We start from the raw sequence: 10,385 nt of genomic DNA, 5'->3' as shown, positions 1-10,385 counted from the left end.
GTTCGGCTCCTGCTCGAACTTCACCAGCTGATTGTCCACGGTGTCCAGGCTCTCGCTGGTCTCCGTCAGAAACTCCCGTAACAGATCATCCATGAAAACAGGCCTTCATACAGGGAGGACACGCACGAATTGTGATGCGCCATTTCAGAATGGGGCCAGCTTCACCGCAAAGCGTTTAATATTGGTTGAGTATGTGCAAAAGAACGGAACCAACAAAGAGATAAGGCGCTCCGGACAACCCGAAGCGCCTCGTAAAGATTTGATTAACGTCTGAGTGCGAAGGGCGTGTTTAGGAAGCGGTAATGATGATGGCTTCGCCCTCTAGCCTGAGCGTCACGGTGAGCCCGCAGGCCTGCGCCAATAGCCGTGTATAATAAGGCTGGATCGCGTGCGCATCCGCAGCCGGCCCGCGTGCTCCGCTCAGAAGCTCGGAGATGTTCTGCGGCAGGCGCGCGTTGTGTCCGGTCGCGGTGATGCGGAAGCTCATCGTCTCGCCCTCGCCGATCGGATCGATCGTCAGTGTGCCGCCGCGCGGGATCGTGTGCTGGGACACGACGAGCATATTGAGCAGCAGCTTGACGCGATTCTTCGGCAGCAGCAGCCGCGGCAGATTCCACGTGATCGTGCACTTGCCGTCCTCGATGTGACCGCGCGCCATGGTCTGGGCATCGCCGAGGTCGATCTGCGCGCCGGAGGAGCCGGCCGCGCCGAAGGCGAGGCGGCAGAATTGCAGGCGGGCGGAGGCCGTCTTCGCACTCTTGCGGATCAGGTCGAGCGCGAATTCGCGGTCCTCGGGCTTGGGATCGTCATCGAGCACCTCGAGCCCATTGACGATGGCGCCGACCGGGCTGATGAGATCATGACAGACCCGCGAGCACAGCAGGGCCGCGAGTTCGAGCATATCGGGAGCAGAAGCGGTACCGGGTGACGGAGCGTCGGACATAAAGGGTTCCTGGAATTGCACGGCGCGGACGCGGCGAATCACGCATGCTTGACGGATGCTGCGGGTTCTAACATTCGCCAGCCCGTGGCAGCTAGCTTGCGATAGGCTCGAAGCGGCCATAAGGGACAGAGGCGAATCAAGTGAAGATAGGCGAGATTTGCCGATGCGAAATTTTGCCAATGAATGAGGCATGCAGGTGAGGATTATCGACGGCGAGGCGGCATTCCGGCTGATGGAGCCCCTGACCGTGCTGGTGGTTCAGGCCGGCGAGGCGATCCTCGCGGTCAACCGCGCGGCGATGCGGGTCGACGGCAAGCAGGACGGCTCGCCGGTGACCGAGGCCGACCTCGCCGCCGACCGCATCATTGCGGAGGGGCTGACCAGCCTTGCCAACGATGTACCGTCGCTCTCGGAGGAGCGGTGCCAGCTCGCCTCGCCGCCGTTTCGCGGCAGCTTCTTCCTGATCGACCCGCTCGACGGCACCAAGGAGTTCGTCGCCGGGCGCGATGAGTTCACCGTCAACCTCGCCCTCGTGACCGAGGGCGTGCCGCTGCTCGGTATCGTAGCCGCACCCGCGCTCGGGCTGCTCTGGCGCGGCATCGTCGGCCGCGGCGCCGAGCGCGTGACGTTTGACGGCACCAGCATCGGCGCTGCCGAGCCGATCCGGACCCGCAAACTGCCCGGACACGGCGAGCCCTGGGTCGCGGCGGTGAGTCGCTCGCACGGCGACCCCACAAGCGAAGCCTTCATCGACAGCCGGCCCAACGCCGTCAGGAAGATGTGTGGCTCCGCGGTCAAATTCGGCCGGATCGCCGAGGGCAGCGCCGACATCTATCCGCGCTTCGGGCCGACCTCGGAATGGGACGTCGGGGCGGGCTGCGCCGTGGTCACGGCAGCCGGCGGCAAGGTGACCGACGGCAAGGGCGGCGAGATCCGGTTCGGCGAGCGTGGCGATAATCGCTTCATCATCCCGGCGTTCGTCGCCTGGGGCGATGCCGCAGCGGTTATGCCTATTGACTGAGCTTGTCCTGCAGCGCCGGCCAGCGCTTGCCGACTTCATACAGGAAGCGTTCCGGATCGGCGGCGAAGGCGTCGCGGTTGGCTTCGCGGCTGAACAGATAGAGCCGCTGCGCCGAGATCACGAAGAAGCGGGGATTGCCGGCGATGGTCACGCCGCGCGCGATGTCGGCCGGGTCGTAGCCGCCGAACTGCGGGCCGTAGATTTCGGGATGGGCCAGGAAGGAGGCCCGGTTGCCCTCGTTCCGGAAGCGCCAGACCGCGCCCCACAGGTTGGCCTCGAACTCCGCCGTGCCCTGCTCGGGGCCGCCATCGACGAAATAGGCCACGGGATCGAAGCCTTCGATGGCGACACCCGAGAAACGATTGACGACGATCCGCTCGGTGGTGGCAGCCTGCGCCGGCACGCCGGAGCAGGCGAACCAAATGCCCACCAGCAGGCAGACCAGACGGCCGATCAAGGCAATTCCGGGGCGCAAAGGGCTATCTTCCTGCCGTTGTGCCGTCATAGTTGCTGCGGATAACATCCGAGTCGAGGGGACATCCGGCGCAACCTAGAACCGTGCCTGTTGGCGTCAGGTTAAGGGAAGCGGACCGGAATCGATACCAGGGGTTCTTTTATGACTTTCGCATCACGCCTTGCCGCAGTGGCGCTTGTAGCGCTGGCTGGCTGGATCGTGCCGGCCTCCGCGCAGACGGCTGCGCCGCCGCCGGACCTGCCGCCGCCGCAGCGGACCCCGACGCCCAACACCTATGGGCCGGACGAGCTCGTCAACGCCGGCCACCGCTTCTTCGGCAACGTCTCGCGCGGCCTCGCCTCGATCATCGAGAAGGCGGTCAGCCAATGGGGCCTGCCGAACGGCTACATCCTGGGCGAGGAAGGCTCCGGCGCGTTCGTCGCCGGCCTGCGCTATGGCGAAGGCACGCTCTACACCAAGAACGCCGGCGACCTGCGCGTCTACTGGCAGGGTCCGTCGCTCGGCTTCGACTGGGGCGGCGACGGCGCGCGTACCATGACGCTGGTCTATAATCTGCCCGCCACCAACGCGATCTACCAGCGCTTCGGCGGCATCGACGGCTCGGCCTACATCATCGGCGGCTTCGGCATGACGGCGCTCACGTCCAACAACATCGTGCTGGTGCCGATCCGCTCCGGCCTCGGCCTGCGCCTGGGCGCCAATATCGGCTACCTCAAATACACGCCGCGAGCGACCTGGAACCCATTCTAGGTCCCTCCTCCCTCCCGGATCCGGATTCACGTTAACAACAGGGCGGGGCTGGCTTTTTGCCGGCCCGCCATGCATTGTTTCTTTGGTAAATTTTTCCTTGCTTCCGGGAGTTGTGCCCCATGGTCGAACCGATCATGTACCTGGCGATCGGTTTCCTGCTGTCGATGCTGTGCGGGCTTGCGATCGTGCCGCTGGTGCATAACCGCGCGGTGCGCCTGACCACGCGCCGGCTCGAGGCCGCCACGCCGCTGTCGATGGCGGAGATCCAGGCCGACAAGGACCAGCTCCGCGCCGAGTTCGCGATGTCGGCGCGCCGGCTGGAGATGAGCGTCGATCAGCTCAAGAGCAAGACCACGAGCCAGCTCGCCGAGCTCGGCAAGAAGAGCGACGCCATCAACCGCATGAAGATCGAGCTCGGCGAGAAGAACGCCACGATCTTTGCGCTGGAGGCACGCGAGAAGGCGGTCAAGGAGCAGCTCCGCGCCACCGAGGAGGAATTCAACGCCAAGACCGCATCCTTGCGCGAGGCCGAGATTGCGCTGAGCAACAAGCAGGGCGAGCTCGCCAAGATCAACTCGGAGCTCACCGACCGCTCGATGATGGCGGAGAGCCGCCAGGTCGAGCTGGTCGCGGTGCGTGCGCAAATCGAAGAGCTGAAGAACCGCGTCGGTGACGCCGAGAAGGAATTCACCGCGACGCAGGCGCGGCTGGCGCAGGAGCGCGTCGAGTCGGAGACCGCCTCGCGCGATCTCGGCGATGCGCGCGGCCGCGTCGAGAATCTGAGCCAGCGCGTCACCGAGCTCGATCGCCAGCTCATCGTGCAGGTGAAGGAAGCCGAGATGCTGTCCACCCGCGTCGCCGACCTCGAAGGCCGCCTCGCCACGCAAGGCAAGCTGCTGGCCGAGCGCGACTACGAGAACAACCAGCTCCGCCAGATCAATGAGGGCTCCGAGCGCACCATCAAGGAATTGCGCGCCGAGATCGCTGGCTTGAGCGGCGGCAAGTCGTCGGCTGCGTTCGAGTCGATGCGCGCGGAAAAGGCCGCGCTGGAACAGCAGCTCGCCACCGCACGCGACGAGCGCGCCAAGCTTCAGCGCGACCTCAATGCGATCCAGCAACAGGCGGAGAGCTCCTGGGCGACCGAGCGCATGGAGAATGCGCTGCTGCGCGAGCGCATCAACGACATCGCCGCCGAGGTGGCGAAACTCGCGATGCAGCTCGAGGGCCCGAACTCGCCGATCGAGGCGCTGCTGGCGGCCGAGGCCGGCCAGCCGCCGAAGCAGGCCGCCCGCCCGGCCAACGGCGTCGCGACCAATGGCGCGGCCGCCGCGCTCCCCGAAGGCGGCGGAACGCTCGCCGAGCGCATCCGCGCGCTGCAGGCCCACGCCTCCCGCGCCCGCCAGCAGGGCGCGTAAGCGGCCCAAAATCCGGCCGCGCCGCCCAATTGCGACACGGCGGAAGGTTTTCAGGCCGCAAGCCGCCTGAAAACTTGACACTTCTAGCCCGCACTTCTAAATCGCGGGCTCCGATGCGCCGGCCGGCCGACAAGGTCCGGCCGTCTGCATGATGGTCCCGGGCGCATAGCTCAGCGGGAGAGCGTTCCCTTCACACGGGAGAGGTCCAAGGTTCGATCCCTTGTGCGCCCACCATTAGTCCAGAATTTACAGTAGCTTAGCGACTTGCTTCCCCCGCATTGTGCCCCGAAAAGTCTGGGGCACAACCAGGGCACGCTGCAAAAAAGATCAACCCTCTACCTTCGCCCGCCGCTCCGATCCCGACGGCAAATCAAGAAAGCTCGTTGATCTGTCACCACGAGATCCGTGTCGTCGCGCGACCTTTGGGCCCGAGTTTCGTTGGACGCTCGATAGGTGCGAGTACGTTGTGATCGAGGCAACCTTCGCCGAGGTACCACGCGAGGAAGGTATCGTGCTTCCGCGGGTCCTTTAATGCTCCGCGTTTGCCGGTCTTGGCCGTGTTTTCCACTGCCGCCAAGAGTTGCCGCCGCGTCAGCTCGGCAATGGCGAGCTCGAAATGGTGATCGAGACCACGTCGCCAGAGCAGATAGAGCTGGTTTCCAGTGACGACCTGCCGTCATCAGGTTGCCAGCTCATGCACTGCTTCTCCGCTAGCTGTTGCCGTTGAGCCTCGCGCCCGACTTAGTTCGGATCGCTAGCGCTGGTGACGACTACGACGAGAGCCCTGTGGCAACATTGTAAAGCGGTAAGGGCCAATGGAGCCGGCAGTTCGCTTTCGGCATCCCCCTACCTCGGGGTCGGCTTATGGTCATCGCCTTTCCAGATCGTGATGCTACTCGGCGTATTGACCGGTTGCGGTGCCGTAGTGCTGGCATGGCTCGCAAAAGGGCCCAGTTCGCACCCTCCTGGATCACGACCGAGTATCAAACCGTCATCGAGCATTGGCGGATCGGGTCTCACCAGCTCCGTGGTCCTCACGCCCGCATTCGGATCAACTGCCATTTCGGAGTCTCGTTCAAGCAGCTCTCGCAGGCGCTCGATGCGAGCGAACCGGAATGGATGGACTGGTTTGATCATCGGGCTAGGCCCCTCGGGTCGAATGCGAACAATCGGATGATGAAAACGACGAGCGCGCGGCGGGTGACGCTCATGAGTCGAGTTGTCGGTTTTCCGCTGAACGCCAGTCCGCGCCATGGAGGCGGATCATCTCCCGACGGGACCGCTCGATGAAGATGTGCTCAACGCAAAAGCCGGCTGCAACTGAAGCCGCCAGCGCAAGGCCACAGGCCATATAGTCATTGATGAAATTCCAAAACATGTTGCAGCCGGCAACTCCTACAAAAGTAAGTGCCATGATCAAATTACGAAATGCCTTAACCATCCTGCCCCCCAGTCAGTCGGCGAGGACTTTCTACCATTGCAACCACGGCGATTGGCAGCGTTTGACCCTTGGGATGAGCCGTCTTTCTGCTCGATCAGCCTGGGTCCGGCCGCGCTGTCGACCGCCGACCGCGAACGAGGCAGTGATAGCGACGCCGGCATACGTCATCACGGCGGGCCCCTTTCCCGAATAACCCCGGCGAGGAGCTCCGCATCCCTTTGCGCGAGGGATGGACGCCGCACGGCGTGCGCCGTTGTGGCGTGGAGAAGAAGGGCCACCAAGCTCGCAATCATTCCGCTAATCGTTTCGTCAGACCTTTTGATTAGCAATCTGCCGCCGATGCGGGAGGATTGCCCCGCAAGTCATGCAATCTAGACGTTCCGCCTATTCCACGTCCGGGCGGCCCTCAGTTACTTTGGCCGGCGTGGGTTGGGGGATCGCGCCTATGCCGCAGGGGTTTGTCTACGTACTCGTTTCACCAAATAGCGATTACATAAAAATCGGCCGCACCGAACGGCCCATCGCTGAACGCCTTCGAGGAATAAATGGCGGTGAGGCATACGCTCCCCATGGTCCGTGGGAATTGTCAGATTTCGTGCATGTCACGGACTGCACCGCAGTAGAGAGCGCGCTTCACCGTCACTTTCGTACCCGAAACGTGGAAGTCGAAGGGACGCGGGAGCTATTCAGCGTGGCTCCGCACGAGGCTAGAGAACAACTGCGCTCGATTAGCGAACTGCTTCGCGTCGATCACGAGAGGACGGATCGGCTCTTCCACAATCCCGATGTCAGCCTGTTTCTTTTTCGCTTATTCCAGCTTTCAGGATTGTACGGCAACCTCGACATTCAGGGTGCGTGGACCTTAAGCGTTCTCCCGCAGACCAACGGAGGGCGTTGGTTCACATTAAACATCGGGTCTCACGAAGTCGCTTTCAGCACTCGAACACCTGCGGACGGAAAGTTCTCGCACTACCTCGTGCTTGACCGTCTCATTTTGGAGTATCCCAAAACGATCATGTGGCTCGGCCAACGTGCTGGGGATGTTCAACCGGCCGACTACAAAGCTGCTGAACGTGCAGTAAGCGTGAGTTTCGACGAGGATTTTGCAAAGGCCGAACGCATCTTCGCCCTCGACGGAGTTCGGCGCGCCATGGTCGCTTATTGGGCTGATGCTCTGGCCGATCTTCGCGAGAGGAATGCAAAGAGCGTCTACGCAAGGTATCATTCCTACGATGCGGTGTCGCAGTTGCTCGAATATAAAAGAGCAAGAGACAAGGTGGTGGTAGGCGAGCGATGAAGCGATCCCTTCCACGACGGGAGCGCCTTGGGTGGAGGCCCGCCAACAGCCAGCGCCGGCCACGCCCTCGCTCAGCCCGATTGTCTGTTGTCAAGGTACTTTGCCCTGCCTCAGCCGGTTGGATCAATTGCTCGGCGATGTCCTTCCGGCTCTCATGATCGCCACCGTGCGGAAGCTCGGCACGCACTTGCTCTAGGACCGTCCATGTTTGCCTAGCCTGCGGTGAGACCTGAGCTTCCGAAAATCGATCTACAAACCATTGCATCAGCGGTTGTTGAGCGTGGACAAATCATTCGGCTGACCTTCTCCGAACTGGAAGAAATACTTTGGAAAACGCTTCCGGCAGCGGCACGCAAATTCGCCGCGTGGTGGAGCAAGGAAAGCTCCATGAAGGCCGGGCACATCCAAGCAAGGGCGTGGATGAACGCGGGCTTTCGGGCGCATTCTTCGAGTAAAGTCGCGTCGTCGAATTCCGCCGGATTTGATCAAGATGTCCGGTTTAGCACTTGTCGAAGGCCTTCGCACGCTGGAACAGCACGGTTTGAAGTCCGGTGATGATCAACTTGTTCAACGTCTCACAATCGTTCGGCGACAGGTGGGGAAGCTGGCGCGCCGTCTTCCATTGCTCGATCGCGGCAGAGACCGCGACACGCAATTCGTCATGAGTCGGGCTGGTCATTGGTCGACCTCAATGCGATCGCCTACAGCTTCGCCCCTTTTGAAGCGGATGCAATTGAATCTTCGATGTACCGGTCGAGGGCTACTTCAGCGCGGGGGGCGAACGGACGATGCGATCGGATCGGCTCGCTGTGATCTTGCGACGTTAGAGATTGATGGCCGTCACTCGATCACTCTGCTAACTGAGCAAAGACTTTCCCGCTCGTCCTACTCGCCCGCCCTCGCTGCTTTTGAAAGCGCTGCAAGCGAGCGTAAACCGCATGTCGGGTACGGCTTAGCCGTTCGCCGACCTCCTCAGCTGTGGCACCTGCGCCAAAGAGCGAGAGCAATTCCGCCTCTTCGTCCGGCAACCACGGACGCGTCGATGTGCGATCGTTCGTCATTCGCGATGCCTAAATCCGCGGCGGCGCTGGCCGCCGCGGCGGGTCGGGAAAGCGAGCTGGCCGCTCTGAGCGCGGCGGCGCCGGCAAGCAGCCGGGCTCAAGCACGCGATTACCGCGCGTCATCCACGCTGCTAGACGAGCGTAGCTTCGCCTGAGAGCCGGAACGAACCAAGCGGATGCGTCCTCGTGATCCATTCCGCAGAACAATATCCATGAACCATTTAGAAAAGATTGCCGGCTGTTCCCGATCCGTAACCGATCGTAAACGATGCGATGGCAACAAACGGGCATGGAAACCGAACGCCCGCTTGAAACGATACGTCACGGCATCGGTCGGCAGGAAAAGCGCAGGCCGCTTTTCAATCAGTATCACCGGCAAATGCTCGATCCTCTTCGTGACCGCGATTGGGTGTCTTCTTCGAAGCTTCCCGATCATCCCGGAACAACGCTCGCTCTTCTACGAAACGGATGGATGGAGCGACGCTCAACCGGCGAAGGTGTCGAATATCGTATGACCGAAGCCGGTCTGACAGAACTTAGCCGCCCCCGATAATCCGCAAGCCGGTGGGAAACGACGAACGTGTCAAAGGCCATGGAATTGATCGTCGCTGGCTACGTGAAGGTGCGGGACCGTCGCGCGCTGACAGACTTGCTGGCACATCGTCGCAAGGTGCTCGCCCAGCTGCAAGCCGTATCGGGCATCAACCCAGAAAACGCAGTAACAGCGATCCAGGATGAATTGGCGCTGATCGAAGCCGGCCTCGAAGAACTTAAACCTCCGCCCGGTTCGCTGCCTGAGAACGAGTGGAGCTAGGCATGCGCGTTAACAAGATCAATTGGGACAAAATCGGCCGGGTAACGGAGCCGGGTCGATACAAGTGCTTTTTCGGATATCTAAACGTCACTTCAGAGGACATTGAGGTGTGGACGCGCTACCCCGATGCGACGTTCACTTTGATCACGCGGCCGACGACTGAGCAATCGCTGGGCGAAGATTACCGTCTAGGCGCGTTCGACATCGGCAATCCTGAACAGTAGGACGGTCCCCCGTCGTCGCCTGCGGCACAGCCCCGACGGGCGTTGAGTGCGCGAGCCCCTCTATCCAGACCGCTTTGCCATTTCTGCGACGAGCAAGTCCCGTTCCTGCAAATGAGCCTTTTGGGTCTCAATCAGGGTGTCGAGAATGGAAAACGCGAGAGCGAGATCACGTTCCTCGCGCTTGAGCTGGGCGATGACCCTCTCTTGCTGACTGATGTGTTGCTCGCCTTCGCGAAGACGGCGTTCGGCTACGATCAAGCGCTCGCGCAGGCGCGAAAGCGGCCGCTCCTGCCTACGCTCCGGCTCAAAGCGGGCGAGACGCCGTGGACCACACCAAACCTCGACAGGGTCGTTCGCTACCGCGGGAGAGCCCAGCTGTAGAGCCTCTTCGGCGTTATTGCAGTCGATCTCTTGCGCGTTCAGTGTCCTACCGCAGTCGTCGAGCGTGAAGATATAGCAGCGCATCGAAGTTTCGCAGCTGTTGTTCAGTCAGGAATTCCGACGCAGGCCTAGACGTTCCTTCTTGGACATTCACCGGCTCAGTACCTTCCGGCGCGGCTTCTCGGTTCGGCGCGGCGGTTTCGTTTGCCCCGGCACGCGCGCGAGTTTGATTTTGAAGAGGCCGTTAAAACAAGAAGCGCTCGATCTCGTCGAGATGCGTCGACAGATCATCGCTGTGCGAAGCCGGCACTCAGAAAATCTGCGCGTTACGTATCTGCTGAACAGATTGCTGATCAAGATTGCATATCTCACTGAACCAGAGAGCCCTGCTCACGCGGAGCAGCTGCGCGAAGCGTTCACCCGAACAATGACCGATGTGGAGGCCATAACGCGAGAACCACCCGCACCCGGTAAGGCTAACAAGTAGGTCACATTGCAAAAGGCGATCGCTGGGTCGAGGCTTCCTGTAGTCGCGAAGGTGGCCATGTCTCGCGTAAACGCCG

14 protein-coding genes and 1 tRNA gene are annotated in these 10,385 nt (G+C 61.7%); 10 read left to right on the top strand and 5 right to left on the bottom strand.

What is annotated here, in order from left to right; all coding sequences use genetic code 11:
* Positions 1 to 289: 289 nt before the first annotated feature.
* A complete protein-coding gene (gene chpT, locus ABIC09_RS32030; protein WP_148755207.1) occupies positions 290 to 943 on the bottom strand; it encodes a histidine phosphotransferase ChpT in 654 nt (217 codons plus the stop codon).
* A gap of 190 nt (positions 944 to 1,133) precedes the next feature.
* Between chpT and ABIC09_RS32025 the strand changes: the two genes are divergently transcribed.
* Positions 1,134 to 1,964, top strand: coding sequence for a 3'(2'),5'-bisphosphate nucleotidase CysQ family protein (locus ABIC09_RS32025; RefSeq protein ID WP_354111773.1), 831 nt, complete (start codon positions 1,134 to 1,136; stop codon positions 1,962 to 1,964).
* On the opposite strand, the gene ABIC09_RS32020 is transcribed toward ABIC09_RS32025, so the two are convergent.
* The gene (locus tag ABIC09_RS32020) at positions 1,954 to 2,439 is read right to left on the bottom strand and encodes a YHS domain-containing (seleno)protein (protein WP_354086662.1); all 486 of its coding nucleotides are present in this window, start codon (positions 2,437 to 2,439) and stop codon (positions 1,954 to 1,956) included. The genes ABIC09_RS32025 and ABIC09_RS32020 overlap by 11 nt on opposite strands.
* Positions 2,440 to 2,580: 141 nt before the next feature.
* Between ABIC09_RS32020 and ABIC09_RS32015 the strand changes: the two genes are divergently transcribed.
* The 3 genes from ABIC09_RS32015 to ABIC09_RS32005 all read left to right on the top strand — a co-directional run bounded on the left by ABIC09_RS32015 (position 2,581) and on the right by ABIC09_RS32005 (position 4,838).
* On the top strand, positions 2,581 to 3,189 hold the full coding sequence (locus tag ABIC09_RS32015; RefSeq protein WP_148755204.1) for a DUF1134 domain-containing protein: 609 nt from the start codon (positions 2,581 to 2,583) through the stop codon (positions 3,187 to 3,189).
* Between the two features lie 119 nt (positions 3,190 to 3,308).
* Positions 3,309 to 4,604: a coiled-coil domain-containing protein gene (locus tag ABIC09_RS32010; protein WP_148755203.1), complete on the top strand. Its 1,296-nt coding sequence runs from the start codon at positions 3,309 to 3,311 to the stop codon at positions 4,602 to 4,604.
* A 159-nt stretch (positions 4,605 to 4,763) separates the two neighbouring features.
* Positions 4,764 to 4,838 (top strand) — tRNA-Val (locus ABIC09_RS32005).
* A gap of 973 nt (positions 4,839 to 5,811) precedes the next feature.
* Here ABIC09_RS32005 and ABIC09_RS32000 read toward each other — a convergent pair.
* Positions 5,812 to 6,045 carry a hypothetical protein gene (locus ABIC09_RS32000; RefSeq protein WP_279693019.1) on the bottom strand — a complete coding sequence of 78 codons (234 nt, stop codon included), beginning with the start codon at positions 6,043 to 6,045 and terminating at the stop codon, positions 5,812 to 5,814.
* Between the two features lie 445 nt (positions 6,046 to 6,490).
* Here ABIC09_RS32000 and ABIC09_RS31995 point away from each other — a divergent pair, with 445 nt between their 5' ends.
* Both ABIC09_RS31995 and ABIC09_RS37495 read left to right on the top strand, forming a co-directional pair.
* Entirely contained in the window at positions 6,491 to 7,342 is an 852-nt protein-coding gene (locus ABIC09_RS31995) for a GIY-YIG nuclease family protein (protein WP_354111772.1), read from the top strand.
* Between the two features lie 222 nt (positions 7,343 to 7,564).
* Positions 7,565 to 7,897, top strand: coding sequence for a DUF7662 domain-containing protein (locus ABIC09_RS37495; RefSeq protein ID WP_502917720.1), 333 nt, complete (start codon positions 7,565 to 7,567; stop codon positions 7,895 to 7,897).
* On the opposite strand, the gene ABIC09_RS31985 is transcribed toward ABIC09_RS37495, so the two are convergent.
* Positions 7,842 to 8,021: a hypothetical protein gene (locus ABIC09_RS31985; RefSeq protein WP_354111770.1), complete on the bottom strand. Its 180-nt coding sequence runs from the start codon at positions 8,019 to 8,021 to the stop codon at positions 7,842 to 7,844. The genes ABIC09_RS37495 and ABIC09_RS31985 overlap by 56 nt on opposite strands.
* 594 nt (positions 8,022 to 8,615) lie before the next feature.
* On the opposite strand from ABIC09_RS31985, the gene ABIC09_RS31980 reads away from it, so the two are divergent.
* The 3 genes from ABIC09_RS31980 (at position 8,616) to ABIC09_RS31970 (ending at position 9,441) form a co-directional block, all read left to right on the top strand.
* Positions 8,616 to 8,918, top strand: a complete 303-nt coding sequence (locus ABIC09_RS31980; RefSeq protein WP_354111769.1) for a hypothetical protein — start codon at positions 8,616 to 8,618, stop codon at positions 8,916 to 8,918.
* Between the two features lie 77 nt (positions 8,919 to 8,995).
* Positions 8,996 to 9,217 (top strand): hypothetical protein, encoded by a 222-nt coding sequence (locus tag ABIC09_RS31975; protein WP_279693014.1) that lies wholly within the window; start codon positions 8,996 to 8,998, stop codon positions 9,215 to 9,217.
* A gap of 2 nt (positions 9,218 to 9,219) precedes the next feature.
* Positions 9,220 to 9,441 carry a hypothetical protein gene (locus ABIC09_RS31970; protein ID WP_354111768.1) on the top strand — a complete coding sequence of 74 codons (222 nt, stop codon included), beginning with the start codon at positions 9,220 to 9,222 and terminating at the stop codon, positions 9,439 to 9,441.
* 60 nt (positions 9,442 to 9,501) lie between these two features.
* On the opposite strand, the gene ABIC09_RS31965 is transcribed toward ABIC09_RS31970, so the two are convergent.
* On the bottom strand, positions 9,502 to 9,906 hold the full coding sequence (locus ABIC09_RS31965; RefSeq protein ID WP_279693012.1) for a hypothetical protein: 405 nt from the start codon (positions 9,904 to 9,906) through the stop codon (positions 9,502 to 9,504).
* Between the two features lie 58 nt (positions 9,907 to 9,964).
* On the opposite strand from ABIC09_RS31965, the gene ABIC09_RS31960 reads away from it, so the two are divergent.
* Positions 9,965 to 10,309: a hypothetical protein gene (locus ABIC09_RS31960; RefSeq protein WP_354111767.1), complete on the top strand. Its 345-nt coding sequence runs from the start codon at positions 9,965 to 9,967 to the stop codon at positions 10,307 to 10,309.
* Positions 10,310 to 10,385: the final 76 nt, after the last annotated feature.

Source organism: Bradyrhizobium sp. S3.12.5, from assembly GCF_040548225.1.
Lineage (GTDB): Bacteria > Pseudomonadota > Alphaproteobacteria > Rhizobiales > Xanthobacteraceae > Bradyrhizobium > Bradyrhizobium cytisi.
Note: the sequence above shows the minus strand (reverse complement) of the source record. Positions and strands in the feature narration are given on the sequence as shown.

Coding starts and splice junctions, on each gene's coding strand:
- chpT (WP_148755207.1), bottom strand. CDS start 943: ATGTCCGACGCTCCGTCACCCGGTACCGCTTCTGCTCCCGATATGCTC.
- ABIC09_RS32025 (WP_354111773.1), top strand. CDS start 1,134: ATGCAGGTGAGGATTATCGACGGCGAGGCGGCATTCCGGCTGATGGAG.
- ABIC09_RS32015 (WP_148755204.1), top strand. CDS start 2,581: ATGACTTTCGCATCACGCCTTGCCGCAGTGGCGCTTGTAGCGCTGGCT.
- ABIC09_RS32010 (WP_148755203.1), top strand. CDS start 3,309: ATGGTCGAACCGATCATGTACCTGGCGATCGGTTTCCTGCTGTCGATG.
- ABIC09_RS32000 (WP_279693019.1), bottom strand. CDS start 6,045: ATGGTTAAGGCATTTCGTAATTTGATCATGGCACTTACTTTTGTAGGA.
- ABIC09_RS31995 (WP_354111772.1), top strand. CDS start 6,491: ATGCCGCAGGGGTTTGTCTACGTACTCGTTTCACCAAATAGCGATTAC.
- ABIC09_RS31985 (WP_354111770.1), bottom strand. CDS start 8,021: ATGACCAGCCCGACTCATGACGAATTGCGTGTCGCGGTCTCTGCCGCG.
- ABIC09_RS31980 (WP_354111769.1), top strand. CDS start 8,616: ATGAACCATTTAGAAAAGATTGCCGGCTGTTCCCGATCCGTAACCGAT.
- ABIC09_RS31975 (WP_279693014.1), top strand. CDS start 8,996: ATGGAATTGATCGTCGCTGGCTACGTGAAGGTGCGGGACCGTCGCGCG.
- ABIC09_RS31970 (WP_354111768.1), top strand. CDS start 9,220: ATGCGCGTTAACAAGATCAATTGGGACAAAATCGGCCGGGTAACGGAG.
- ABIC09_RS31965 (WP_279693012.1), bottom strand. CDS start 9,906: ATGCGCTGCTATATCTTCACGCTCGACGACTGCGGTAGGACACTGAAC.